Source organism: Streptomyces sp. NBC_00582 (genome assembly GCF_036345155.1).
GTDB lineage: Bacteria > Actinomycetota > Actinomycetes > Streptomycetales > Streptomycetaceae > Streptomyces.
Window position 1 is genome coordinate 8,770,220 of the sequence record NZ_CP107772.1, and the last position, 25,035, is coordinate 8,795,254.

Sequence of the window (25,035 nt, forward strand, 5' to 3'; positions counted from 1 at the left end):
ACGGGGCCGACTCCTCACGCTTCGGCCACGACAGCCGCCTCCACCGGCACCGGCCCCTCGTCCGCAGGCGTACTCCGAGGTGGCAGCAGCTCCAGCACCGCCTGCCGCTGCACCTCGCTCGTGGCGTCGTCGTACGGATCCGGGGTGGCCGGAACCTGGAGCCGATGCACCGGCCCCGCCCCCAGCCGCGCATACCCCCGCCCCGGCGGGACCTGCTCGACGGGAGTGGTGTGCGGGGGAGCCCCGAGGACGGCTGCCAGGCGCCCGGCCGAGGCGGGGCCGAGCACGACACGCGCGCGCGTGTGCTGCCGTACGGCGTCGTCCAGCAGGTCCAGGCTGTCGAACTGTTCGGCCACGACCACCGTCACCGAGGCCGCGCGGCCGTGCCGCAGGGGAACCTGGAGCAGGGACTGCGGATCCTTGCGCCCGTCGGCCTCGGCGAGCGGGGCGAAGGCGGTGGGCCGGTCGAGGACGATCCACAGCGGGCGCCTGGTGTCGTCCGGCGGCGTCCGGCCCGCCTGACGTGCCTGGTTGGCGGCGATCAGCCGGCGCTCGGTCTCCTGGGCCGCCCATTCCAGGGCGTTCAGCGCCCCGGCCAGCCCGACCTCGACGCCCAGGACGCCGTCCCGGCCGGTCAGGCAGGCGTACTCGCCGGTGCCGCCGCCCTCGACGATCAGGACGTCGCCGTACTGGAGCGCCTGGAGCACGATGGAGCGCAGCAGGGTGGAGGTGCCGCTGCCGGGCTGGCCGACGACCAGCAGATGCGGCTCGGTGGAGCGGGCGCCGTGACGCCAGACGACCGGCGGGACGTCACGCTGTTCCTCGCCGTAGGTGAGGGGGAGGGTGCGCTGGACGCGCATGGGGTCGGTGAAGCCGAGGACCGTCTCGCCCGGCGCGGTGACGAAGCGCTGGGCGGCGATGTCGGTGGGGAGCGGGGCGAGGACGCCGACCGTGAGTTCGTTGCCCTCCTCGTCCCAGGTGAAGAGGTACTCGCGGCCGCGGCCCGACTTCGCGGTGAGCAGCAGCTCGACCCGCGCGCGGGCTTCGGTCTCGCCGTCCGGGAAGTAGGCGGGGTAGCGGATCACGAGCTGGGTGATGCGGCCCGAGGTGTCGAACTCGTACGCCGGGAAGGCCTCCTCCCACTCGCCGCCGTGGGCGTAGAGGGGAGAAGGGTCCTCGGCCGTCGAGAAGTACGGGACCAGGGCCTCGTACAGCGACTGGAGCCGTTGGGCCTGCGACTCGTCGGGGCCGTCGGGAGCCGGTGGGGTGCGGTCCCGGCCCTGCCAGGCCGCCGCCGCCATCAGGGTGATGACGGCGAGCAGCGGGCCGTACGGCATGAGCGCCACGACCAGGATCAGCGAGGCCACCAGGAACAGCAGCGGACCGCGCTTGTCCTTGGGGGTCTCGGCCCATCTGCGCCGCCCGGCCGAGGCCAGCCGGCGCAGACCGCGCGTGATCGTGATCAGTGGATGGAGGACATCGGTGGCGCTGTCGGCTGCCGTCCGGGCCAGCTCCCGGCTCCGGGCGATCTGCGCGCTGCCTGTGCTCAGGATGCGGGGGAGGGGGCGCCGGGCCACTGCTGTCTCCTGATCATGCGTACGGAAGGGATGTTCGGCGGGTCGGGCGGCGTCAGAACTTGATGCCGCCCAGCAGGCCGGCCAGGCTCTCGCCGCCCGCCTTGATGCTCGGGGCGATGGCCGTGCTCGCCAGGTAGAAGCCGAACAGGGCCGAGACGCAGGCGTGCGACGCCTTCAGTCCGTCCTTCCGGAAGAACAGGAAGACGATGATGCCGAGCAGGACGACGCCTGAGATGGACAGGATCATTTGAGATCTCCTGGTTCGTGGGGACAGTCACCATGAGTACTTCCAGGATCACAGGATGTATCCATACGATAAAAGGTGCAACTGAGTGATTTTCCGTAGATTTCCCCTGAGTGGCGGTATGTCTGATGAGCTGCGTGAGCAGGAGAATTGCGGCGAACGGGTCGCTCCGTGATCTTTGCCTCGGAGAGGACCACCCATGTGCGCGACGAGCCAGTACCCTGGCGATTCACCTGAACGGTGGAGTCGAGCTGTGAGCGAGAGGCGGTCCAGGCCGATGAGTGAAGCCCCCGACCCCGAGGTCGTGGAGCTGGCGACCAAGATCTTCGATCTGGCCCGGCAGGGGCGGACCGAGGAGCTCGTGGCGTACGTCGACGCGGGAGTTCCGGCGAACCTCACCAATGACCGCGGGGACTGTCTCGTGATGCTCGCCGCCTACCACGGTCACGCCGACGCGGTGCGGGCCCTGCTCACCCGTGGCGCCGAGGCCGACCGGATCAACGACCGGGGGCAGACCCCGCTCGCCGGGGCCGCCTTCAAGGGCGAGACGGGTGTGATCAAGGTCCTTCTGGAGGCGGGCGCCGACCCGTCCGCGGGCACCCCCTCGGCCGTCGACACGGCCCGGATGTTCGCCCGGGCCGAGCTGCTGGAACTGTTCGGCGCACGGTGAACCGCACCGACTCCGATCAGGTAATGGGAAGTTCCTGACCAGGTAAATCAACGACCACGGGGGAGGCGGTACAAGGCCGCCGGAAATATCGGTCGCGGCAGGCAGAAGCGCCGGGTCATCATGACGACGTGATTCACGGACGCGAGGGCTGGGCAGGTGTTGCCGCACCGCGCGGGCCGTGATGCGGTCCGCATGGGCCACCGACGAGAGGCAGAGGAAGATGGTCTACAGCAAGCAGGAAACGGCGGGCGCCCCGACGTGTTGTCACGCGGCCAGGTAGTGCACGTCCCCGGTTGCGTCGACGCTTGATGTGAGGCTGTTTCCCATGTTCGATCCGGTCATAGCGCCCAGCGGTACCCTGCTCGGCCTCCTCCAGAGGGGCCGAGGCGACGGTACGCTGCACGCGCTCACCGCCCCGCGCGCCGAAGCGCTCGCGGCACTGAACCACTGTGTGCTGCGCGATCCCCGCCACGACTGGCAGGTCGAGAACCGCTCCCTCTACTACGCCCGTCTCTACCTCGACCTCGGTGGCGAGCTGGACGAGATCGAGGCGCACCTCTTCGACGTCGAGGACGCCTTCGACACCGAGGAGTCACGCACGGGCCTCGCCCTGGCCGTCCTCGGCCACCTCGCCTCCTACGGCAGGCGGGACGCCCTCGAACTGCTGCGCAGGTACGCCACCACGGGCGCCAACTGGGCCTGGGCCCTGGACGAACTCGCCCTGCGCGACGACGACGCCGCACTGCGCGCCCTCGCCGCACCGGTGCTCGCCCGGTTCGCCACGGATCCCGAGGGCGAGGCCGAACTGGCGACCGCCGTCCGGGACGCCTTCGAGCCACGGCCCTGGCGGCTGTGGGCCGAGGATCCCCGCGAATACGTCTCCACGCGCGTGCGTGCCGCCCAGGAAGCCGGCTGTTTCGACCGCTGGCAACGCCAGATGAGTCCCAGCGGCCCGCGCCCGGGATGGAGCGTCCGCGCCGTGTTCGAATGGGCGCAACAGGGACTGGAGCGCGGCGCCGCCCTCCATGTCCCCGCCGCCCGCTGCCTCACCGCCGTGGCCGGCCCCGAGGACCGGCCGGAGATCGTGCAGGCGGCCAAGGACGGCACCGACGGCGCCCGGTGCACCGCCCTGCGCTATCTCGCCGACTGCAACGACCCCGACGCCCTGCTCCTGATCGAGCAGGCCGTGGCCACCGGGTCCGCAGCCGTCGTGGAAGCCGGCGTCGACGCCTTCGAACGCATGCGCAGCATCGCCGCCGTCGAGCGGGCCCGCGGCTGGGCCCACCGGCCCGACGCCCTCGGCGCCGCCGCGGGCCGCATGCTCGCCTGCCGTGGTGGTACCAGGGACAGCGAACTCGTCCTCGGCGCCCTGCGTGAGGCCGTGCGCGGCGAAGGCTGCGACGCGCCGACCCTGTGGACCCTCGTCGACGGCGCCGGCCGCCTCGGCATCGTCTGCGCGGCCCCGGTGCTCCGCCACATCTACCGCGAGACGGCCTCCTCCCATCTCCGCGGGCGCTGCGCCCGCGCCCTCGCCGCCACCGACCCCTCCTTCGCCACCGGCTTCGCCGTCGAATGCCTGTGGGACTGCGAGGAGGCCACCCGGGAGATCGCCGCCCGGCACGCCGAGACCGGTGACGCGCGGGTCGTGGAACGCCTTCGGCGGCTCGCCGCCGACCCCGCCGAGGAGGCCGAGGTCCAGACGGCCGTACGCAGCCGCATCGGCCCCGACGCGACCTCGGCGATGTAGACACACGACCGGGCCCGGCGCCGCCGGAGCGGCCGACGCGCGCCCGCTCGGTGAACACCGGATGACCCACGGGTCAGGCGGGCATGGACACCGTCTGACCTGCGCGGTCACCGGGGGCGCGGGCCGTCCGCGGTGCGCCGGCGCACGCAGCGCAACGCTCATGGGACGTTTGTCGTCAGGAAAGATCCACGTTGACGCGGCCACGTCCAAGGCGGCGACAACACGGGTATGCGTGTCGTCATCGTGACCGAATCCTTTCCCCCCGACGTGAACGGCGTGGCCCACTGCGCGCTCCAGACCGCCCGGCACCTCGTAGATCGCGGTCACTCCCCGCTCGTCGTCGCACCGGCCACCGCGGCCGGTACCGGGCCCGACGCCTCCGCGCCGTGCCCCGTCGTCCGTGTCCCCTCCCTTCCGCTCCCGGGCTACCCGCAGGTCCGCGTCGCCCTCCCCAGCCGACGCGTCGCCGCGGCGATGGCCGAGCACCGCGCCGACGTGGTGCACCTGGCCAGCCCGTTCGTCCTCGGTGTGCGGGGCATGGCGGCCGCCGCCAGACTCGGCATCCCCGCCGTCGCCGTCTACCAGACCGACCTGGCCGGATACGCCCGCACCTACATGGGCGTCGGCGAGGCCACCGCCTGGCGGCGCATCCGCTCCGTGCACGCCGCCGCCGACCTCACCCTGGCTCCCTCCAGCGCCGCCCTGCACGACCTGGAGACGCACGGCATACCCCGGGTCAAGCTGTGGCAGCGCGGAGTGGACACCGTCCGCTTCCGCCCCGAGCACCGCGACGCGAACCTGCGCCGCGAACTCGCGCCCCACGGTGAACTGATCGTCGGCTACGTCGGCCGCCTCGCCCCCGAGAAGCAGGTCGAACTGCTGTCCGGGGTGTGCGGACTGGAGGGCGTGAAGGTCGTGGTCGTGGGCGACGGACCCAGCCGAGCCCACCTCGACGAGGCCCTGCCCGGCGCGGTCCTCCTCGGCCGCCGCACCGGCGACGACCTCGCCAGGATCTTCGCCTCGCTGGACGTCTTCGTGCACACGGGCCCCTTCGAGACGTTCTGCCAGACCGTGCAGGAGGCCATGGCCAGCGGGGTGCCGGTCGTCGCGCCGGCCGCCGGAGGCCCGCTGGACCTGGTCGCCCACGGACGCACCGGCCTGCTCTTCCCGCCGCGCGACACGGCCGCCGTACGGGACGCGGTGGCGACCCTGGCGGCCGGCCCGGCCCTGCGCACGGCGTACGGCGAGGCGGGGCGGGCCATGGTCGAGGGGCGGACCTGGGCCGCCGTCGGCGACCAGCTCATCGGCCACTACGGGGACGTACTGGCCGCGCGCCGACTGGTGGTGGCGGCGTGAGCGGCGGGCCGCTGCGGATCGTCCGCCTGGCGAACTTCGTGGCGCCCGCCTCGGGCGGACTGCGCACCGCGCTGCGCGAACTCGGCAAGGGCTACCGCGCGGCGGGCCACGAACCCGTCCTGATCGTCCCGGGCGAGCGGGCGGGCGACCGTGACACCGAGCAGGGCCGGGTGATCACCCTGCCCGGACCGCTGCTGCCCGGCACCGGCGGCTACCGCGTCCTCACCGACAAGCGCCGCCTCGCCCGCCTCCTGGAGGACCTCGCGCCCGACCGCCTGGAGGTCTCCGACCGTACGACGCTGCGCTGGACCGGCAAGTGGGCCCGCCGGGCCCGCGTCCCCGCCGTGATGGTCTCCCACGAGACCGCCGACGGGGTGCTGCGCACCTGGGGGCTGTCCGAGGCCACCGCCCGGCGCACCGCCGACGCCCTCAACATCCGTACGGCGCACACCTACGCGCGCGTGGTGTGCACGACCGAGTTCGCCGAACGGGAGTTCGTCCGCATCGGGGCGCGCAACGTCGTGCGCGCCCCGCTCGGCGTCGACCTCGTCGAACGGCATCCCTCGCTGTACGACGCGGCCGTGCGGGCCCGGTACGCGCGCGAGGACGAGATCCTGCTCGTCACGTGCACCCGGCTGTCCGTGGAGAAGCGGCCCGGTACCGCGCTGGACGCCCTGGAGGCGCTGGTGGGGCGGGGCGTGCGAGCCGTGCTGGTGATCGCCGGCGACGGGCCGCTGCGGCCGCGCCTGGAGCAGCGCGCCCGGGAGCGCGGGCTGCCGGTGACCTTCCTGGGGCATGTCGCCGACCGGGGCGCCCTGGGCGCGTTGCAGGCCTGCGCCGACGTGTGCCTGGCACCGGGGCCCGCCGAGACGTTCGGGCTGGCCGCGCTGGAGGCGATGGCCTGCGGGACGCCGGTGGTCGTCAGCGCGTCCTCCGCGCTGCCCGAGGTGATCGGTGAGGCGGGCGCGGTCGCGGCCGACCGCGGCACGGCCTTCGCCGACGCGGTGGAGTGCCTGCTCGAGCGCTGCTCGGCCGAGCGCCGGGAGGTCGCACGCGCGCGTGCGGAGTGTTTCGGGTGGGGCGCGTCGGTGGAGGCGTTCCTGGCGGCACACGACGCGACGGTACGGGTGCGTTCCGTCGTGACCGGAGGCGTCGGATGAGCGTGACCGGAGGCGTCGGATGAGACGGGTCCGTTTCGTAGCCCTCGGTGACTCCCTCACCGAGGGGGTGGGCGACCCGGCCGGTGAGGGGTGGCGCGGCTGGGCCGCGCTGCTCGCCGCGGGGCTTGCCGACAGGGGCGCGGGGTCCGGGGAGCCTGCCGAGGGGGTCGCGGAGTCCGGGGAGTTTGCCGAGGCGTTCACCAACCTCGCGGTCAGCGGGGCGCAGACGCGGGACGTGCTGGAGCGGCAGCTCCCGGCCGGGCTGGCGCTGCGGCCCGACCTCGTGTCCGTCGTCGTGGGCGTCAACGACACACTGCGCTGCACCTTCGACATCCACGCCGTCGCGGCCCGGCTCGACACGGTGTACGCCGCTTTCGCCGAGCAGGGGGCGGTCCTGCTCACCGCGTGCCTGCCCGACCCCGGCGCCATGCTCGGCCTCCCCGGAGCCCTCGCCCGGCCGCTGGCCCGGCGGCAGCGCGCGGTCAACGCCGTCGTCCACGCGCTGTCCGAGCGCTACGGAGCCGTCCATCTGCACGCGGCCGAGGGCGCCTGGCTGACGGACCGCGCGATGTGGAGCGCCGACCGGCTGCACCCGGGCGAGCGGGGACACCGGCAACTCGCCGTGCGCTTCCACGCCCTGCTGGTTGAGGCGGGTCTGGCCACCGGCCCCGCGCCCTCACCGGAGCCCGAGTTCCCGGCGCCGACGACCGCGGCGAGCCTGTGGTGGCTGGCGACCGCCGGCACCGGCTGGGTGGCCCGGCGCTGCACCGACCTGCTGCCGCAACTGCTCCGGCTGGCCGCCGACGAGACGCGCCACCGCGCGCGGGGCACGAGCGCGCGGCTCGACCTGCGGGCCTCGGCGGCGGTCTCCGCGGCCCTGGCGGCGCTGTCGGTGACCGAGCCGCAGCCGGACGCCGCCTAGGGACACGGCGGCCGACGTACGTCACCCACGTGCGTCACCGTCGTCGTACCGCCACGAAACGGACCGGTGTGCCCGGGACCGCCTGCGCGGCGGACGGGAGGTCGGCCGTACGGACGACCCCGATCACCGGGTAGCCCCCGGTGGTCGGATGGTCGGCGAGGAAGACCACCGGCTGGCCGTCGGGGGGCACCTGGACGGCGCCCAGGACCATGCCCTCGCTGGCCAGTTCGCCGTGCACGGCACGCTCCAGAGTGGGGCCCGCGGTGCGCAGTCCGATGCGGTTGCTCGCCGGGGACACGCGGTACGCGCGCGTGGTGAACACACGGACGGCTTCCGGCGAGAACCAGTCGTCCCGGGGGCCGAGCGTGACCCGCAGGACGAGTTCGGCCGGGGGAGCGGCCTGCGGGGCGACGTCCACGCGCGCGTGCGCGGCGGGTTCGGGGCCCAGCGGCAGGACCGTACCGTCCGTGAGGGGTTCGGGGCCGAGTCCCGACAGCAGGTCCGTCGAACGGCTGCCGAGGACCGGTTCGACGGTGACACCGCCGGACACGCCGACGTAGCTGCGCAGCCCGGACACGGCGGGGCCGACGTCGAGAACCGCCCCGGCGGGCAGCCGCACCGGCGCGCCCCAGGCGGCCGGGCGTCCGTTCACCGTCACCCGGCAGGGTGCGCCCCCGACCGCGACGGTCACGGCCGAACGGGGCCGCAGGGCGCAGCCGTTGACGGTGGTCTCCAGGACCGCCGCCTCGGGAGGGTTGCCGACGAGCCGGTTGACGAGGGCCGCGGCGGGCGCGTCCAGCGCGCCCGAGCGCGGCACGCCGAGGTGGGCGTGCCCGGGCCGTCCCCGGTCCTGCACGGTGGTCAGGGCCCCCGCCCGGACGACGCAGAGCGCGCGGTCCGTCACCCGGCACCCCCCGGATCCGCCGCGACGAACCGCACGCGCGTGCCCGGCGAGAGCAAAGCGGCCGGTACGCGCGCGTGGTCCCACAGCACGACGTCCGTGCTGCCGATGAGCTGCCAGCCGCCCGGCGACGAGCGCGGGTACACGCCCGTGTACGGCCCGGCCAGCGCCACCGCACCGGCCGGCACCGCGGTGCGCGGCGTGGCCCGGCGCGGGACGTCGTAGCGCGCGGGCAGTCCGGTGAGATAGCCGAAGCCCGGCGCGAACCCGCAGAAGGCGACCCGGAACTCGGTGTCCGCGTGGATCCGGGCCACCTCGCGCGCGGAGACACCCCAGTGGGCGGCGACGTCCGCGAGGTCGGGGCCGTCGTAGCGCACCGGCAGCTCGATCACCTCGCGCGCCCGCGGGGGAGCGGGCGGGACGTCGGCGGCGGTCAGTTCGGAAGTCAAACGGACCGGGTCGGGCACACCGTCCAGGAGTACCGTCCGGGCCGCCGGGACGATCTCCCGGGCCGTCAGCAGTCCGGCCGCCCGACGACGCACCAGCTCCGCGTGCAGCGCCTCCGCCTCGGTGCCCGAGGCCACCTCGACGAGCAGGGCGTCGTCCCCGACCGGCAGGACACGCAGGCTCATGCGAAGGCCTCCACGCGCACCCCGGACGCCTCCAGTCGCCGTCGGACCCGGCGCGCCAGCTCCACCGCGCCGGGCGTGTCGCCGTGCAGACACAGGGAACGCGCGCGTACCTCGATGACCGGCCCGGCCGCGGAGGCGACCGTGCCGGAACGGGCCAGGCTCACCGACCGTTCGACGACGGTGACCGGATCGGTGACCACGGCCCCGTCCAGGCCGCGCGGCACGAGTGTGCCCTGCTCGGTGTACGCGCGGTCCGCGAACGCCTCGGGGACGGCCGGCAGACCCGCCGTGCGGGCCGCGTCCAGCAGACGCGAGCCGGGCAGCCCGAGCACCGGCAGCGTGGCGTCCGCGAGCAGCACCCCGTCCACCACCGCGCCGGCCTGCTCCTCGTCGTGCACGACCCGGTTGTAGAGCGCCCCGTGCGGCTTGACGTACGCCACGCGCGCGCCCGCCGCCCGGGCGAAGACCTCCAGGGCGCCGATCTGGTACGCCACCTCGGCGGCCAGTTCGGCGGGCGGCACGTCCATGGCGCGCCGCCCGAACCCGGCCAGGTCCCGGTAGGAGACCTGTGCGCCGATCGTCACGCCCCGCTCGGCCGCCAGCTCGCACACCCGCCGCATGGTGGCCGCGTCCCCGGCGTGGAAGCCGCAGGCCACATTGGCGCTCGTCACGACGGACAGGAGCTGTTCGTCGTCGGTGAGCCGCCAGCGGCCGAAGCCCTCGCCGAGGTCGGCGTTCAGATCGATCGCGGTCATGGTTCCTTCCTGATGTCTGGCCGTGTCCTGTGTCAGGCCACGCGGTACTGCTCATCGCGGGCGTCGGTGAGGAACATCTGTCCCGGTGCGTGGGTGAGGGCGAACGGGGGGCGCGAGGCCATCACCGCGGCCTGCGGGGTCACACCGCAGGCCCAGAACACCGGGATGTCGTCCGGCTCGGCGTCCACCGGGTCGCCGAAGTCGGGCCGGCCGAGGTCGTCGATGCCGAGTCCCGACGGATCGCCGCAGTGTACGGGGCTGCCGTGCACCGCCGGGAGCAGACTGCTCTCCCGGATGGCGGCCGCCAGGTGCCGCGGCGGCACCGGACGCATCGACACCACCATCGGGCCGTGCAGCCTGCCCGCCGGCCGGCACGGACGATTCGTCACGTACATGGGGACGTTGCGCCCCTGTTCGAGGTGGCGGATCGGGACGCCCGCCCCGGACAGCGCCCACTCGAAGGTGAAGCTGCAGCCGATCAGGAACGACACCAGATCCTCGCGCCAGTACGCGCGCACGTCCCTCGGCTCGGCCACCAGCTCGCCGTGCTCCCACACCCGGTAGCGCGGCAGATCCGTGCGCAGATCGGCGCCCTCGGCGAGGACGGTCGTCCAGGAACCGGCGTCGGTGACGTCGAGCACCGGACACGGCTTCGGGTTGCGCTGGCAGAACAACAGCATGTCGTACGCCCAGTCCGCGGGCACCGCGATCAGATTGACCTGGGTGTGGCCCGCCGCGACCCCGGCCGTGGGGCCCGCGAGGCCCTCCCGGAAGCGGGCTCTCGCGGTCTCGGGGCTCCACGCGTGCGCGTGCTCGTCCACGAGGGTCAGGGGGACGTCTTCCGTGACGCTGTTTTCCGGGACGCCGTCCCGCGGGACGCCCGACGGTGTGCGGGGAGGCGGAAGAGGGGCCGAGAGGCGCTCCTCGGCGAGGATCGGACGGTTCACTCCAGTTCCTTCCCGCGTGTCTCCGGCAGCCCCAGCAGCGCGAGGGCGGCGATCCCGTAGCCGAGTGCGCCGAAGACCAGCGCGCCGCCCACCCCCCAGCTGTCGGCCAGATAGCCGACCGTGGTGGGGAAGACGGCGCCGACGGCGCGCCCGGTGTTGTACGTGAAGCCCTGCCCGGTGCCGCGCACGGCCGTCGGGTACAGCTCGCTCAGATAGGACCCGAAGCCGCTGAAGATCGCCGACATGCAGAACCCCAGCGGGAAGCCGAGGACCAGGAGCAGAGTGTTGGCGCCGTCGGGGATGTGGGCGTACGCCAGGATGCAGAGCGCCGACAGCAGGGCGAACAGCCAGATGTTGCGGCGCCGGCCCAGCCGGTCGGTGAGATGGCCGCCGGTCAGGTAGCCGAGGAAGGCGCCCGAGATCAGGAAGCTCAGATAGCCGCCGGTGCCGACCACCGACAGGCCCCGGTCCGACTTCAGATAGGTCGGCACCCAGGTCGCCAGGGTGTAGTAGCCGCCCTGGACGCCGGTGGACAGCAGCCCGGCGAAGAGCGTCGTGCGCAGCAGCGGGCCCTTGAAGATGGCCGGGAACGAGCCCTTCACCGCGCTCTGCTCACGGGCGGCGGCCGCCTCCGGCGCGTCCTTCACCCGGCGCCGCACCCACACCACGAGCAGCGCGGGCAGCGCGCCCGTCCAGAACATCACCCGCCAGGCCACGTCGTCGCCGAAGAACGAGAAGACCAGCGTGTAGACGATCACCGCGAGCCCCCAGCCGACGGCCCAGGAGCTCTGGACCGCGCCGAGGGTGCGGCCCCGGTGCCGGGCGCTCGCGTACTCGGCGACCAGGATGGCGCCGACCGCCCACTCGCCGCCGAAGCCGAGGCCCTGCAGGGCGCGGAAGACCAGCAGCGTCTCGTAGTTCGGCGCGAAGCCGCAGGCGACGGTGAACACGGCGTACGTGATCACCGTGATCATCAGGGCCCTGACCCGGCCGATCCGGTCGGCCACGACGCCCGCGACGGCGCCGCCGATCGCGGACACGACCAGGGTGACCGTGGTGAACAGCCCGGTCTGGCCGTTGTCCAGGCCGAAGTACGCGGTCAGGGCGACCATGCTCAGCGGCAGCGTGAAGTAGTCGTAGGAGTCGAGGGCGTAGCCGCCGAACGCGCCGGCGAAGGCGCGACGGCCCCGCGGGCCGAGGGCGCGCAGCCAGGCGAACGCCCCGTCATCGGGGGCAGGGGCGGCGGTGGCGGGGCGCTTGTCGTCGGGCGGGGCCTGCGGTGGAGGGGTCGAGCTCATGGGGCACCTCGCAGAGGGATGACGAAGGGTGCGGGAGTGAGCGGGTCGTGCGCCGTGCGTGCGGCGCGTGCGGTACGTGCCGTGGACGAGAAGGTACGCGACAGGAAGGTAGAGGATCGTTGAACGATCCTTCAATACCCGTGTTGGTTCGTTCTCGTGTTCTGCGGTTGAATTCCGGGCATGGCAGAGCAGCTTGCGGGACTGGCCGACGACCGCACCCTCCTCGGGCGCACCAGCACGGCCGAGCGGGTTTCGGACATCCTCAGGAGCCGTATCGCCGAGGGCTTCTTCCCTCCGGGAACCCGGCTGTCGGAGGACAGCATCGGCGGGGCGCTCGGGGTCTCCCGCAACACGCTCCGCGAGGCGTTCCGGCTGCTCACCCATGAGCGGCTGCTCGTCCACGAGCTGAACCGGGGCGTGTTCGTGCGGGTCCTGACCGTCGAGGACGTCGAGGACATCTACCGCACACGCGCGCTCGTCGAGTGCGCCGTCGTACGCGGGCTGGGCGAGCCGCCGTACGGGCTGGACGCCCTGCGCGCGGCCGTCACCGAGGGCCAGGTGGCCTCCATCGAAAATGACTGGAAAGCAGTGGGTACCGCCAACATCCACTTCCACCGCGAACTGGTCGCCCTGGCCGGCAGCGCCCGCACCGACGAACTGATGCGCAGCGTCTTCGCCGAGCTGCGCCTCGCCTTCCACGTGGTCGACGACCCGCGCCAACTGCACGAGCCGTACCTCATGCGCAACCGCCAGATCCTCCAGGCCCTGGAGGCCGGCGACCGGGCCGGGGCGGAGCGGCTGCTCGACATCTATCTGCGGGACTCCCTGGCCCGGGTCGTCGAGGTCTACCGGAGCCGGGTGGGCGAAGGCACCGGCAAGGGCGAGGCCTGAGGCCGTCCGGCGCCCTCGTCGACGGCCGTCACGGCCCCGGTCGCTTCTGCGGTCGTTTGGGTCGTTGTCAGACCGAGGACCTACTCTGTGCACCGTGACTTCGCCTGCATCGACGGACCGTGTTCCGCCCCAGCTCAGCGCGGGGCCGCGCCCGGCTCCGGGCCCGGCCGCCGACGAGGGCCTGGCGCGGCGCCTGCGCGCGCTCGCCTGCACCGCGCCCCTCCACGACCTCGACGCACGCAAGGCGAACCTCGCCGGTGAGTACTCGGTCTACGGCATGGCGGAGGTCGCCCTCGCCGCCATCGACCTCGTCACCCTGAACATGGACTTCGACACGGGCGCCGACCACGACCAGATAGTGGCCCGCCTCATCCCGCGCATCGCCGCCCAGGCCCCGCACCGGCCCGTCGCCGAGCACGAGCGCGTGGCCCGCTGGGTCCTGGAGAACCTGATCAACGTCGGCAGCGTCGACCGCGGCTTCCGCGCCGTGTACGGCACCTTCACGGCGGACGGCACCTATGTGCGCCGCGACTACGACTTCAAGCTGATCGAGGAGGTCCCCGGCTACGGCGGCACGGTCTATCTGCGGACCACCGACGAGGCGGTCAACGTCCTCGTCGGGGCCCTCGACACCGACGTCACCAGCGCCCAGATCGCCGCCGAGGTCAAGCTCGAGGTCCTCATCCGCCGCGGCCGCCTCGCCGACGCCCAACTCGCCGCCGAACAGGCCCGCTACCGCACCGTGCAGTACTCCGAGACCCTCCGCCGGGCCCTGGAGGCCACCCGGCGCAACGTCCGCGCGGTGGACTGGCTCAACGCCGTGCCCGACATGATCGCCGAGGCCCTCGACCACGTGGCCGACCGCTACCGCCACGAGAACGCGATCCTCACCAACATCCGCAGGGCCCGCGACGAGATCGAGGACGCCGACAACAAGCGGCGCGCCGCCGAACTCGTCGACATCGTCAAGGACTGCATCCGCCGCCACACCCAGCTCCAGTCCCGCCTCCTGGAGGCCGGCCCGCTCTTCCGCGCCGAACAGGACCGGCAGGCCTTCGCCACGCCCATGACGTCCTCGGGCATCGACCTCTACGGCCATCTCGTCACCCCCGTGCTCCCGTTGCCGCTGGAACAGGCGGCCCGGGTCACCGGCGCGTTCTTCGCGCGCGGGACGGGATTCCGGACCCCGGCGTCCGTCCGGATGGGCGACCTCGTCGACCTGCTGCTGACCCCACCGGTGGAGCGGGAGCACCTGGGCGCGGAGATGCCGGAGCCCGACCTCATCGCGACCCCGGACGACAGCCGCTTCAGCGAGGAACAACTGGCCGCCGCGAAGCAACTGCTCGACCTCCCGGCGGACGCGCCCCGCAGACTCTCGGGACTGCTGGCCGAGGCCCGGCGGTCCGATCCCGATCTGCCCTACCTGGTGGCGCTGCTGGCCGTGCACGCGGCGAGCCCCGCCGTCGGCACGGCCTACCGGCAGGGCGAGGAGAAGCTGCTGTTCGCCGTGGACGACGGGACGGAGCTGGACGACCCCGAGTTCGGCGGCGCCGACCTCATCGTCGGCACCGCCCTGCTGGACGCCGCGGGGATGGCGGCGGACCGCACGGAGGCGGCATGAGCCGACCACGACCTCACCCGAACGACCACGAGAACACCGAGGAGCCGAACCCGTGAGCGAGCACGTCGAGTGGAGCGAGCCGGACACGGGACCCGCGCCGGTGTCCGCGCCGCTCACCCCCGCCGACGCCGCCGACGCGGCGCGGCTCGTCGCCTTCGGCCTGCAGCCCAAACTGCAGCCCGCGCGTGACCAGGAGTACGCCGACCTGCTGCGCCGGTACCGCGAGGACCCGGCGTTCGCCCGGCTCGCCGACGCCGTCGCCGCCGGACTCGGCCTGATCGTGCTGGAGGTGTCCCCGCGCGCGGGGATGGCCGTGACCGCCGCCGAGGACTCGGTGTTCGCCGTGCGCATGGGTGACTACGCGCGTCGCACCTCCGCCGACGGCGGCGACCGCTTCCTGCACGGCCTCGCCCATCTCGCGGTCGCTGCGCTGGCGTTCCCGCGCCCCGAGGACCTCGCCGACGACGGATACATCGGGAGGGTCAGCGTCAACGGCGTCGACGCCTTCGTCCGCCAGGCCTGCCGCCGGCTGGAGGAGCGCGCCGAGGAACAGGGCGAGAACACCGACCCGGCCACCGACGCGCCCGGTCTCGAGGCCGCCTGGCGGATCTGGGCCAGACGCAGCGCCGCCGGAGCCACCAAGGACGCCCGCAGACTCGCCGGCTCCACCACCGGCATCGTCGGCAAGGCCGTCGCCTTCCTCACCGACTCAGGCTTCCTCCAGCGCACCGGCGACGACAACGGCGGGACGTACCGCACCACGGCCCGCTACCAGCTCCAGGTCCGTGACATGGCGGGCAGCGCCGCCCTGGCCGAACTGCTGGAACTGGGCGTCGTCCCGGTCACCGACGGCACACCGACCCTGCTGCCCCCGGACGAGACGGACGACCTGGACCTGGTGGCCGACGCCGGACTGCCGTTCCACTCCTGACGGCTGCTCGCAGCCACCGAACCCCTGAACCGCCGAAGACGAAGACTTACGAGAGTCCGCCATGTACGAGCTGTCCCGGGTCCGCCTCTACTCCATCGGGCCCGCCGGTGCGCGCTATGCCGACACCGTGCTTGACCTGCGGGGCGTCGGCGACGTCGTACCCGACCCCGCCCCCACGCAGGCGGAGTTCTTCGAGGAGGAGCCCGTCGGTCCGCCACGCCGGCCCGCGCCCGCCGGTGTGCTCTTCCTGGAGAACGGCGGCGGCAAGTCCGTCCTGCTCAAGCTGATCTTCTCGGTGATGCTGCCGGGCCACCGCAACACCCTCGGCGGCGCCAGCTCCGGCGTGCTGCGCAAGTTCCTGCTCGCCGACGACTGCGGGCACGTGGCGCTGGAATGGCAGCACGTCCTCACCGGCGAGTGTGTCGTCGTCGGCAAGGCCAGCGAGTGGCGGGGACGGCAGGTCTCCAACGACCCGAGGAAGTTCGCCGAGGCCTGGTACTCCTTCCGGCCCGGCCCGGGGCTCAGCCTCGACAACCTCCCCGTCGCCGAGTCCACCGCCGTACGCCCGCCCGTCGAGGGTGCCTCCGGTGCCCAGGGGCGGCGACGCACCATGAAGGGCTTCCGCGACGCGCTCACCGAGGCGGGCAAGGCGTATCCGCACCTGGAGGTGCACTGGGAGGAGATCCACGACCGGTGGGTGGAACACCTCACCGAACTCGGGCTCGACCCCGAACTCTTCCGCTACCAGCGGGAGATGAACGCCGACGAGGGCGAGGCGGCCGGCCTGTTCGCGGTCAAGAAGGACGCGGACTTCACCGACCTGCTGCTGCGGGCGGTGACGGACACCCGCGACACCGACGGACTCGCCGACCTCGTCAGCGGCTTCGGCAACAAGCTCGGCCGACGTGCCGAACTGATCGCCGAACGCGACTTCACCGCCGGGTCCGTGGACCTGCTCGGACGGATCGTGGAGGCCGCCGAGGGCCGCTCACGCGCGCGTGACATCCACACCGGCGCCGAGCGCCGTACCCGCACGCTGGCCCGCCGACTGTCCTCGCGGGGCGTGCGGGAGCGGATGCGGGCCGCCGACCTCGCCCAGCGGGTCACGGCCGCCGCCTACGCCGTCACGCACTCCGAGGGAGGACGCGAGCGCAGCGCGCTGATCGCCGCCGAACTCGCCTTCCGGCACGCCTCGCTGGCGCTCGCCGCCGCGGAGAAGTCCGCCGCCGCGCAGAAGCGCGAACTCGCCGACGCGCGCACCCTGCACTCCGCCTGGCAGGCCGCCGAGGCCGTCCTGCGCCACCGTGCCGCCGCCGACCGCGTCGCGCGCGTCTCCGCCGCGATCCAGGAGGCCGAGCGCGACGCCGCCCCGGCCCTCGCCGCCCGCGCCAAGGCCGCCGTCGACCTCGTACGGGCCCTGCACGCGGCGGCCGAGAGCGCCGAGACCCTCGCCAACGAGGAGGAGGAACGCTCGGCCGCCCTGCAGGAGGTCGGGGAGACCGCCCACCGGGACTCCACCTCCGCCGCGACCGAGGCGCAGCGCGCCCGCAGCGAGATCGGTCATCTGCGCCAGCGGCTCACCGAGGTCGAGCAGGAGACCGCCGAGGCCGTCCGGGCCGGCTGGCTGGACGACAGCGCTCCCGACGCCGACCCGGCACGCGCGGCCCTCGCCGCCAGTGACGCCGAGAAGACGGCCGTGGCCGCCTGGGACACCGCCCGGGAGGTGTCCCGCAGGGCCACCGAGCACGCGCGCGAGGCCGCCTCCGCCGAGTCCCGCGCCGAGCTGACCGCAGCCCGCGCCGCCGACGCGGCCGCCGCCGCGCAACGCTCGTACGAGGCCGAACGCCGGCTCGCCGAGGCCCTGGCCGAGGAGGAGCGGCTCACCGAGCTGCTCGGCCTCACCGGTGGAACCGGCCGCGGACCCGTTCCGCGGCCCCGCCAGGACGAGGACGCCGACGCGGACGACGGCGCCTCCCTCACCCCCGAGGACCTCGACCGCTGCGCCGACGAGCTGCGCGGGCTGCTCGACGACGCCGTCTCCTCCGCCGAACGCCAGCTCTTCGACCTGCGCACCGCGGCCGCCGACGACTCCCGCATCCTCGGCGCGCTCGGCGACGGCGGGCTGCTGCCGCCCGGCCCCGACGTGCTGGCCACCGTCGAGTTCCTCGGCGAACACGGCATCCCCGCCCTGCCCGGCTGGCGCTACCTCGCCCAGGCCGTCGACCCCGCCGACCACGCGCGCGTGCTCGCCGCCCGCCCCGAACTGGTCGACGGCGTGATCATCACCGACCCCGACTCGCACGCACGCGCGCGGGAGGCCCTCAGCGACGCCGCCCTGCTGCCGCGCTCGGCCGTCGCGGTGGGCACGGCCGCCGCGCTGCTCGCACCGACCCCGGCCGCCGACGCGCAGCACGGTGATGTCTTCCTCGTACCGCCGAACCCCGCCATGCACGACGAGCACGCCGCCGACGAGGAACGCCAGGCGCTGCGCGCACGGGCCACCGAACGGGACGAGGACATCCGCCGGCTCGCCGCGCGGCTCGGCAAGGACCGGGAACTGTCGGCCCGGCTCGCGTCCTGGCGCACCGGCTGTCCCGCGGGACGGCTCACCGAGCTCGCCCGGGCCGCCGGGGAGGCGCGCGCCTTCGCCGAGGAGTCCGAGGGCGAACTCGCCGAGGCCCGCACCGTGCGCGCCGAGGCGGAGGAGGCCGCCGCCGAGGCCGCCCAGGTCCGCGACGAGAAGCAGGAGACCGCCCAGAAGGCCCGGCGCGCCGCCGACGCCCTCGCCGGGCTCGGCTTCCGCCTGCGGGAACGCGCGGGCTGGCAGGTCAAGCTCCGCGAACTCGCCGACGAGGCCGCCGAGTCGGAGGCCCGCGCGCAGTCCTGCCTGGAGCGCGCCCGCGCCGCCGACGAGGACCGCCGCGCCGCCCAGCGCGCTGCGGACGACGCCCGCCGCACCGCGCGGGCGCTGCGTGCCGAGCGCTCCGAGATCGCCGGCGCCCCCGACGACGTACCGGAGGGCGATCCGCAGGCGCCGAAGGCGTCCCTGCCGGCCCTGCGCGAGGCATACCGGGCCGCCTCCCAGGTCTATGAGAAGGTCGGTGTCGGCGCCGACCTGCGGGCCGAGCAGGCGCGCGCGGAGAGCGACGAGAGCGCCGCCCGCGCGGAGCTGGACCGGCTGAGCAACAAGGTCCGCACGCGTGCCGAGCAGCTCCTGCAGTCGCCCGAGGGCTCCGACGGGCCGTCCCGGCAGGCCGCCGCCGCCCGCGCCGAGGAACTCGTCCAGCTCCTCGAGACCCGTATGTCCACCGCGAGCGAGCAGCTCGGCCGGCTGCGCGGCGAGGCCGAGCGGCACGCACCCGAGGACGGCGAGACGCACACCGAGCTCACCGAGGAGCTCCAGCCACGCGACGCCGAGCACGCCCAGGCCCTGCTGCGCACCGCGACGGCCGAACTCGCCTCCCGCACCGAGGCGCTGGCCCAGGCCCGCGAGGCGCACGCCGAACTCCTCGACGCCCACCGGGCCGCCGAGGGCGCGGCGGGCGGCTTCGACGAGATCGCCGCGATGCTCCGTGATCTGATGCGCGAGCAGACCCGTGAGCCTTCCGAGGAGGAACAGGAGGCCCCCGAGCCCTACCCCGGGACGCTGGAGGAGGCCAGGCAGTCGGCCGCCGAGGCCCGCCGCTCGCTGCGCGGCTGCGCCGCCGACCTCTCCGCCGCCGAGTCCGCCGTACGCGAGGCCAGTGATGTGCTTGTGCGGCACGCCAACTCCACGCGCTACGAACAGGTCCGTACGCCCGCCCGGCAGCAGATCCGCGAACTGCCCGCCTCCGCGCTGCCCGAGCACGCCCAGAAGTGGGCGGACGCCTTCGCCCCCCGGCTCCGCGTGCTCACCGACGAGTTGGAACAGCTCGAACGCAACCGCGACTCGATCGTGGACCGGCTGCGCGGACTCGTCGAGTCGGCGCTCGCCACGCTCCGCTCGGCCCAGCGGCTCTCGCGGCTGCCCGAGGGCCTCGGCGAGTGGTCCGGCCAGGAGTTCCTTCGCATCCGCTTCGAGGAGCCCGACCAGGCCACCCTCACCGAGCGGCTCGGCGAGGTCATCGACGAGGCGACCCGCGCCGCCGTGAAGAAGAACTCCGACCTGCGGCGTGACGGCATGTCCCTGCTGCTGCGGGGCGTGGGCGCCGCTCTGCAGCCCAAGGGCATCGCGGTCGAGATCCTCAAGCCGGACGCCGTGCTCCGGGCCGAGCGGGTCCCGGTCGGACAGATGGGTGACGTGTTCTCCGGCGGTCAGCTGCTCACCGCCGCCATCGCCCTGTACTGCACGATGGCGGCGCTGCGCTCCAACGACCGGGGCCGGGACAAGCACCGGCACGCCGGCACGCTGTTTCTCGACAACCCCATCGGCCGGGCCAACGCGACCTATCTGCTGGAACTCCAGCGGGCCGTGTCCGACGCGCTCGGTGTCCAGTTGCTGTACACCACCGGACTGTTCGACACGACGGCGCTGGCGGAGTTCCCCCTCGTCATCCGGCTCCGCAACGACGCCGACCTCAGGGCCGGCCTGAAGTACATCAGCGTCGAGGAACACCTGCGACCCGGTCTGCCCCAGCCACCCCGGTCGGACGAGGCCGTGCACAGCGAGATCACTGCGACCCGGATGTACAAGCGCCCGGCCGTCGGCGCTTCGTAGCCGGGCCGACCGCATGAGATGGGTGCCGGGCGCCAAGGGGCCCGGCACCCACGGGTGCTCAGGAGTGCGAGAGCTGCCCGGTGCCGCCCTGACGGCGTATCCGCTCCTGCGCCCGCTCCATGGCCCTGGCCTGGCGCCGCGCCCGGCGGCGCTCACGGCGCAGCGAGCGGGCCGTGCTGCTGGGTGCCGACACCACGCCGTTGCGCTGGTTCCACACCTGGCGGGTCACCCAGACGTCCAGCACCGACCACGTGGCCACCACGGTGCTGACCACACTGCTGATCACCATCGGGAAGGCCAGCCAGGACTCGGCGAGGGTGCACAGGAACGCCACCATCGCCTGAAGCAGCGTCACGGAGGCGATGAGGACCGCGCGTACGGCCGCCGTACGCACCGGATCCGGCAGCCGGCGCCGTCGCGCGGGCTCCTCCACCCACAACGGCCGGTAGGACACCCGCTCCTGTGTCGTGATCGCCACACCCTCTTCGGACGCCTCACGCCGCTCCGCCGTGCCCATCAACGTGTCACTCCCCACCGCCGGCAGACCGCTCACTTCCGGGTCGAAGACCCGGCTCCCCAGTGGCTGCCCGGCTTGCTCTGTTTTACGCCGCCGGGGGACAGCCTGCGGCTCCTGTGGCCGATTCCGCCCCCGTTTCCCAATGATGAAGACGCACGAGAAGCCGTGAAGATTCCCAAGTTGCGAAAAATTCTGGCCAAGTCCACGACGTGGCCGATCGATTCCGGTCTTCTCGGGAAGGCGGGTTTCAGGGTCGCAATCCCCCGTATTGCCCGGACAACTCACCATGTCCGGACGCTGGTGCGGAAGTTCGGCTTCCGGACCGCTCTTCGAGTTAACCGCGCGTCGGTAGTAGGCTCGCGCCGTTTGTTGACGCACATGCGTACCCCCTGACGCAGGGGGTTCGAGCTGGGGGAGGCCATGCGCTTTCGCGGGAAGTCGATCCGCCGGAAGATCGTGGCGCTGCTTCTCGTGCCGCTGGTGTCCCTGACCGCGATCTGGGGCTTCGCCACGGTACTGACGGGCCGTGAGGCGAACCGTCTGTTCACCGTGTCGTCCCTCGTGGAGAAGGTCGGCTACCCCATCGAGGACACGGTCCGCGTCGTCCAGCAGGAGCGCCGCCAGACCCTCGTCTACCTCGCCGACCCCCGCGCCTCCGACGCGCTCTCCGCCCTGCGTCGCACCCGGACCGCCACGGACGAGGCGCTCGCCGAGATCCGCCGCAACGCCCGGGACTCCGATGTCCGCGAGGTCCTGGACCAGGACGACGGCGAGGGCCTGACCGCGGTCCTCGACGCCTTCGACGGACTCGACTCCCTGCGCGGCAGTGTCGAGGAGGGCACCGTCACCCGGGCCCAGGCGCTGGACCTCTACAACCGGCTCATCGACCCCTGCTACGCGCTGCTGGCCAAGCTGGACGTGGTCGACAGCGTGGAGATGGACAAGCAGTACCGGGCTCTCGTCAGCGTCGCCCTCGCCCGCGAGCTGCTCTCCCGGGAGGACGCCCTGCTCGGCTCCGCCCTGGTCGTCGGCCGGCTCACCCGCGAGGAGATCCGCGAGGTCTCCGACTTCCAGGCGCAGCGCGACGTCGTCTACGACACCAGCCTGGCCCAGTTGCCCTCCGCCGAGCGCGAGCGCTACGAGAGCTTCTGGAAGAACGCCACCACCGCCCCCCTGCGCACCGCCGAACAGGCCGTCGTCGCCGCCGCGCCCGGCACCCCGCCCAAGGGCGTCACCGCCAGGAACTGGGACACGGCGGCCGGAGACGTCCTCCAAGAGCTCGGCACCCTGGACGAACAGGCCAACGACCGCTACCAGGACCGCGTCCGGCCGGTGGCGATCGAGGTCATCGTCAAGGCGGTCTTCGCCGGCGTCTTCGGTCTGGTCGCCCTGATCGTCTCCCTCGTCCTGTCCGTGCGCATCGGCCGCGGCCTCATCCGCGACCTGCGCCAGTTGCGGCTGGAGGCCCACGAGGCGTCCGGTGTGCGGCTGCCCAGCGTGATGCGGCGTCTGTCCGCGGGCGAACAGGTCGACGTGGAGACCGAGGTGCCGCAACTGGAGTACGACAAGAACGAGATGGGCGAGGTCGGCCAGGCCCTCAACACCCTCCAGCGCGCCGCGGTCGAGGCCGCCGTGAAGCAGGCCGAACTGCGGGCCGGGGTCTCCGAGGTCTTCGTCAACCTGGCCCGACGCAGCCAGGTCCTGCTCCACAAGCAGCTCACCCTGCTCGACACCATGGAGCGCCGCACCGAGGACGCCGAGGAACTCGCCGACCTCTTCCGGCTCGACCACCTCACCACCCGCATGCGCCGTCACGCCGAGGGCCTGGTGATCCTCTCCGGCGCGGCCCCCTCCCGGCAGTGGCGCAAACCCGTCCAGCTCATGGACATCGTGCGCGCCGCCGTCGCCGAGGTCGAGGACTACGAGCGCATCGAGGTCCGCCGCCTGCCGCGCCTCGCCGTCACCGGACCCGCCGTCGCCGACCTCACCCACCTCGTGGCCGAGCTCCTGGAGAACGCCACGGTGTTCTCCCCGCCGCACACCGCCGTCCAGGTCCTGGGCGAGCGGGTCGCCAACGGATTCACCCTGGAGATCCACGACCGAGGCCTCGGCATGGCCCCCGAAGCGCTCCTGGAGGCCAACCTCCGTCTCGCGGAGACCCCGGAGTTCGAGCTGTCCGACACCGACCGCCTCGGACTGTTCGTGGTCAGCCGCCTCGCCCAGCGCCAGAACGTCCGTGTCTCCCTGCAGCCCTCCCCCTACGGCGGCACGACCGCCGTCGTCTTCATCCCCGACGCCCTCCTGACCGACGACGTCCCCGACACCAACGGCATCGGCTTCCGCCTCGACCGCCCCCGCGCGCCGAAGGCGGCCGAGTCCGACGACACCCGCAGGCCCGCGCTGACCCCGTCCGTGCAGCTTCCCGGCATGCCCGTGCTGGACGGCCCGGTCGAGCTGGAGGCCCCCGTCGACCTCGACGCCCTCGGCGGCTTCCCGGCCCCCCTGGACGACGAGGACGACAGCGGTGCCCTCTTCCGCCCGCGCCGCTCCCTCACCCGACCCGAGGACGCCCCGGCCGTCACCGCCGCCGACCCGCACCGCAGGCTGCCCGACACCCCCGGTGAGCCGGGCCACGGGACCGGGGACCCGGCCGCCCTGCTGCCGCTGCCCGGCCGCCCTACACCCAAGCTGGTCAGCTCGCACGGCCGCCCGGTCGTCGACCCGCGCTCCCCGCGCGCGGAAACGGACGAGGACGCCGCGCACCGCGCCGCACAGCACCGGACGGACTCCGGCGGGCCGGCTCCCCTGCCCTCGCGCCGCCGGGGAAGCGGGGCGCAGATCCCGAGGAGCACCGGCGCGAACGAGCCCCCGGCGCCGCCGGCCCGCCCCGGACACGGCACCGGCGAGCCGTGGCAGGCCCCCGCCCTCCCGCAGCGCGCCCGCCAGGCGGCGTCCGACGGCGGGCACGACCCGGCCGCACGCCCGCGCCCGATACCCGACCCACGCGCGAGTGGCGCGGGCGGCCCAGCGGAGCGCAGGCTGGAAAGCGGCCCCCAGGACCGCGCCCCGGGCAGCGGGCCTCATGACACCGGCTCCGCGCCCGCGGCGCTGCCCCGCCGGGTACGGCAGGCCAACCTCGCCCCGCAACTGAGGCAGGGGCCCGCGCCGCGCCCGGGAACCCGCTCCGACCTTGAGGACCGGGACGCCGACGAGGTACGCAGCCGCATGGCATCGCTCCAGCGAGGCTGGCAGCGCGGCCGCGCAGAGAACGCCGCGGGCGACGAGACCCACAGCGGCACAGCACCACAACGAACGACTAAGGGGGACGGTCGATGACCGCACCGCAGGCGACCGGCCACATGAGCAACAACGGCGAACTGAACTGGCTCCTCGACGAACTCGTCGACCGGGTCGCCAGCATCCGCAAGGCCGTCGTGCTCTCCGGCGACGGTCTGGCGACCGGGGCGTCCAGGGACCTGACCAGGGAGGACAGCGAGCACCTCGCCGCCGTCGCCTCGGGCTTCCACAGCCTCGCCAAGGGCGTCGGCCGGCACTTCGAGGCCGGTGACGTCCGTCAGACCGTCGTCGAACTCGACGAGGCGTTCCTGTTCGTCACGGCCGCCGGTGACGGCAGTTGCCTCGCCGTCCTCTCGGACGCCGACTCGGACGTGGGCCAGGTGGCGTACGAGATGACCCTGCTGGTCAAGCGGGTCGGCGTACATCTGGGCACCGTCCCGCGCACCGATCTGCCCTCGGGCGGGTAGTGGGATGGCATGAGCACAGACGGTCAGGGAAGCAGCCACTGGTTCGACGACGACGCCGGACCGGTCGTCCGTCCCTACGCCATGACACGGGGCCGCACCACCAGTGCGGTCCAGCACCGTCTCGATCTGATCGCAGTCGTCGTCGCCGAGCCCCACGCCGAGGATGCCGAAACCGACCCGTCGCTCTCCCCGGAACACGTGCACATCGTGGACCTGTGCCGCCGGGCGCCGCAGTCGGTCGCCGAGCTCTCCGCCGAGCTCGATCTGCCCATCGGCGTGGTACGGGTCCTCGTCGGCGACCTCGTGGACACGGAATTCGTCCATGTGAACCGGCCCGTACCCCCTGCCGAACTGGTGGACGAGAGCATCCTCCGCGACGTGATCAACGGCCTCCGGGCGCTGTGAG

Annotated in this window: 20 protein-coding genes; 12 read left to right on the forward strand and 8 right to left on the reverse strand. The window is 73.6% G+C overall.

What is annotated here, in order from left to right; translation table 11 throughout:
• Positions 1 to 14 precede the first annotated feature (14 nt).
• Together OG852_RS39735 and OG852_RS39740 are read right to left on the reverse strand one after the other, a co-directional pair.
• Positions 15 to 1,577, reverse strand: a complete 1,563-nt coding sequence (locus OG852_RS39735; RefSeq protein WP_133916308.1) for a hypothetical protein — start codon at positions 1,575 to 1,577, stop codon at positions 15 to 17.
• A 52-nt stretch (positions 1,578 to 1,629) separates the two neighbouring features.
• On the reverse strand, positions 1,630 to 1,824 hold the full coding sequence (locus OG852_RS39740) for a hypothetical protein (RefSeq protein ID WP_133916307.1): 195 nt from the start codon (positions 1,822 to 1,824) through the stop codon (positions 1,630 to 1,632).
• A 274-nt stretch (positions 1,825 to 2,098) separates the two neighbouring features.
• On the opposite strand from OG852_RS39740, the gene OG852_RS39745 reads away from it, so the two are divergent.
• From OG852_RS39745 to OG852_RS39765, 5 genes are all read left to right on the forward strand, one after another.
• A complete protein-coding gene (locus tag OG852_RS39745) occupies positions 2,099 to 2,491 on the forward strand; it encodes an ankyrin repeat domain-containing protein (RefSeq protein WP_133916306.1) in 393 nt (130 codons plus the stop codon).
• A 325-nt stretch (positions 2,492 to 2,816) separates the two neighbouring features.
• A complete protein-coding gene (locus tag OG852_RS39750; RefSeq protein ID WP_330350401.1) occupies positions 2,817 to 4,238 on the forward strand; it encodes a HEAT repeat domain-containing protein in 1,422 nt (473 codons plus the stop codon).
• A gap of 228 nt (positions 4,239 to 4,466) precedes the next feature.
• Positions 4,467 to 5,594 carry a glycosyltransferase family 4 protein gene (locus OG852_RS39755; protein ID WP_330350402.1) on the forward strand — a complete coding sequence of 376 codons (1,128 nt, stop codon included), beginning with the start codon at positions 4,467 to 4,469 and terminating at the stop codon, positions 5,592 to 5,594.
• Positions 5,591 to 6,754, forward strand: a complete 1,164-nt coding sequence (locus OG852_RS39760) for a glycosyltransferase (RefSeq protein WP_133916303.1) — start codon at positions 5,591 to 5,593, stop codon at positions 6,752 to 6,754. The genes OG852_RS39755 and OG852_RS39760 overlap by 4 nt, the downstream gene beginning before the upstream one ends.
• A 19-nt stretch (positions 6,755 to 6,773) precedes the next feature.
• Positions 6,774 to 7,676 (forward strand): SGNH/GDSL hydrolase family protein, encoded by a 903-nt coding sequence (locus OG852_RS39765; RefSeq protein ID WP_330350403.1) that lies wholly within the window; start codon positions 6,774 to 6,776, stop codon positions 7,674 to 7,676.
• A 34-nt stretch (positions 7,677 to 7,710) separates the two neighbouring features.
• Here the strand turns inward: OG852_RS39765 and OG852_RS39770 are convergent, their stop codons facing one another.
• From OG852_RS39770 to OG852_RS39790, 5 genes are all read right to left on the reverse strand, one after another.
• Positions 7,711 to 8,580 carry a biotin-dependent carboxyltransferase family protein gene (locus OG852_RS39770; protein WP_133916301.1) on the reverse strand — a complete coding sequence of 290 codons (870 nt, stop codon included), beginning with the start codon at positions 8,578 to 8,580 and terminating at the stop codon, positions 7,711 to 7,713.
• Positions 8,577 to 9,203, reverse strand: a complete 627-nt coding sequence (locus OG852_RS39775) for a 5-oxoprolinase subunit B family protein (RefSeq protein WP_133916398.1) — start codon at positions 9,201 to 9,203, stop codon at positions 8,577 to 8,579. Before OG852_RS39775 ends, OG852_RS39770 begins: the two co-directional genes overlap by 4 nt.
• A gap of 2 nt (positions 9,204 to 9,205) precedes the next feature.
• Positions 9,206 to 9,964, reverse strand: a complete 759-nt coding sequence (locus OG852_RS39780; protein ID WP_133916300.1) for a LamB/YcsF family protein — start codon at positions 9,962 to 9,964, stop codon at positions 9,206 to 9,208.
• A gap of 32 nt (positions 9,965 to 9,996) precedes the next feature.
• Complete coding sequence (locus OG852_RS39785; protein WP_133916397.1) at positions 9,997 to 10,794, reverse strand: putative hydro-lyase; 798 nt, start codon at positions 10,792 to 10,794, stop codon at positions 9,997 to 9,999.
• Positions 10,795 to 10,907: 113 nt separating this feature from the next.
• On the reverse strand, positions 10,908 to 12,209 hold the full coding sequence (locus tag OG852_RS39790; RefSeq protein ID WP_133916299.1) for an MFS transporter: 1,302 nt from the start codon (positions 12,207 to 12,209) through the stop codon (positions 10,908 to 10,910).
• A gap of 180 nt (positions 12,210 to 12,389) precedes the next feature.
• Between OG852_RS39790 and OG852_RS39795 the strand changes: the two genes are divergently transcribed.
• The 4 genes from OG852_RS39795 to OG852_RS39810 all read left to right on the forward strand — a co-directional run bounded on the left by OG852_RS39795 (position 12,390) and on the right by OG852_RS39810 (position 20,348).
• Complete coding sequence (locus OG852_RS39795) at positions 12,390 to 13,100, forward strand: GntR family transcriptional regulator (protein ID WP_330350404.1); 711 nt, start codon at positions 12,390 to 12,392, stop codon at positions 13,098 to 13,100.
• A 94-nt stretch (positions 13,101 to 13,194) separates the two neighbouring features.
• Positions 13,195 to 14,721: a hypothetical protein gene (locus OG852_RS39800; protein ID WP_330350405.1), complete on the forward strand. Its 1,527-nt coding sequence runs from the start codon at positions 13,195 to 13,197 to the stop codon at positions 14,719 to 14,721.
• Between the two features lie 52 nt (positions 14,722 to 14,773).
• Positions 14,774 to 15,652: a hypothetical protein gene (locus OG852_RS39805; RefSeq protein ID WP_330350406.1), complete on the forward strand. Its 879-nt coding sequence runs from the start codon at positions 14,774 to 14,776 to the stop codon at positions 15,650 to 15,652.
• A gap of 61 nt (positions 15,653 to 15,713) precedes the next feature.
• Complete coding sequence (locus OG852_RS39810) at positions 15,714 to 20,348, forward strand: hypothetical protein (RefSeq protein ID WP_330350407.1); 4,635 nt, start codon at positions 15,714 to 15,716, stop codon at positions 20,346 to 20,348.
• A 58-nt stretch (positions 20,349 to 20,406) separates the two neighbouring features.
• On the opposite strand, the gene OG852_RS39815 is transcribed toward OG852_RS39810, so the two are convergent.
• Complete coding sequence (locus OG852_RS39815) at positions 20,407 to 20,865, reverse strand: hypothetical protein (protein WP_330350408.1); 459 nt, start codon at positions 20,863 to 20,865, stop codon at positions 20,407 to 20,409.
• A 420-nt stretch (positions 20,866 to 21,285) separates the two neighbouring features.
• Here OG852_RS39815 and OG852_RS39820 point away from each other — a divergent pair, with 420 nt between their 5' ends.
• The 3 genes from OG852_RS39820 to OG852_RS39830 are packed head-to-tail and all read left to right on the forward strand — an operon-like array spanning position 21,286 to position 25,034.
• On the forward strand, positions 21,286 to 24,201 hold the full coding sequence (locus tag OG852_RS39820; protein ID WP_330350409.1) for a nitrate- and nitrite sensing domain-containing protein: 2,916 nt from the start codon (positions 21,286 to 21,288) through the stop codon (positions 24,199 to 24,201).
• A complete protein-coding gene (locus tag OG852_RS39825) occupies positions 24,198 to 24,629 on the forward strand; it encodes a roadblock/LC7 domain-containing protein (protein ID WP_133916292.1) in 432 nt (143 codons plus the stop codon). The genes OG852_RS39820 and OG852_RS39825 overlap by 4 nt, the downstream gene beginning before the upstream one ends.
• Before the next feature lie 9 nt (positions 24,630 to 24,638).
• Positions 24,639 to 25,034 carry a DUF742 domain-containing protein gene (locus OG852_RS39830; protein WP_330350410.1) on the forward strand — a complete coding sequence of 132 codons (396 nt, stop codon included), beginning with the start codon at positions 24,639 to 24,641 and terminating at the stop codon, positions 25,032 to 25,034.
• Position 25,035 lies beyond the last annotated feature (1 nt).

Bases quoted from the DNA above. Each gene is read 5' to 3' on its own strand.
- OG852_RS39740 (WP_133916307.1), bottom strand. From the start codon at position 1,824: ATGATCCTGTCCATCTCAGGCGTCGTCCTGCTCGGCATCATCGTCTTC.
- OG852_RS39745 (WP_133916306.1), top strand. From the start codon at position 2,099: ATGAGTGAAGCCCCCGACCCCGAGGTCGTGGAGCTGGCGACCAAGATC.
- OG852_RS39750 (WP_330350401.1), top strand. From the start codon at position 2,817: ATGTTCGATCCGGTCATAGCGCCCAGCGGTACCCTGCTCGGCCTCCTC.
- OG852_RS39755 (WP_330350402.1), top strand. From the start codon at position 4,467: ATGCGTGTCGTCATCGTGACCGAATCCTTTCCCCCCGACGTGAACGGC.
- OG852_RS39765 (WP_330350403.1), top strand. From the start codon at position 6,774: ATGAGACGGGTCCGTTTCGTAGCCCTCGGTGACTCCCTCACCGAGGGG.
- OG852_RS39780 (WP_133916300.1), bottom strand. From the start codon at position 9,964: ATGACCGCGATCGATCTGAACGCCGACCTCGGCGAGGGCTTCGGCCGC.
- OG852_RS39790 (WP_133916299.1), bottom strand. From the start codon at position 12,209: ATGAGCTCGACCCCTCCACCGCAGGCCCCGCCCGACGACAAGCGCCCC.
- OG852_RS39795 (WP_330350404.1), top strand. From the start codon at position 12,390: ATGGCAGAGCAGCTTGCGGGACTGGCCGACGACCGCACCCTCCTCGGG.
- OG852_RS39810 (WP_330350407.1), top strand. From the start codon at position 15,714: ATGTACGAGCTGTCCCGGGTCCGCCTCTACTCCATCGGGCCCGCCGGT.
- OG852_RS39815 (WP_330350408.1), bottom strand. From the start codon at position 20,865: ATGGGCACGGCGGAGCGGCGTGAGGCGTCCGAAGAGGGTGTGGCGATC.
- OG852_RS39820 (WP_330350409.1), top strand. From the start codon at position 21,286: ATGCGCTTTCGCGGGAAGTCGATCCGCCGGAAGATCGTGGCGCTGCTT.
- OG852_RS39825 (WP_133916292.1), top strand. From the start codon at position 24,198: ATGACCGCACCGCAGGCGACCGGCCACATGAGCAACAACGGCGAACTG.
- OG852_RS39830 (WP_330350410.1), top strand. From the start codon at position 24,639: ATGAGCACAGACGGTCAGGGAAGCAGCCACTGGTTCGACGACGACGCC.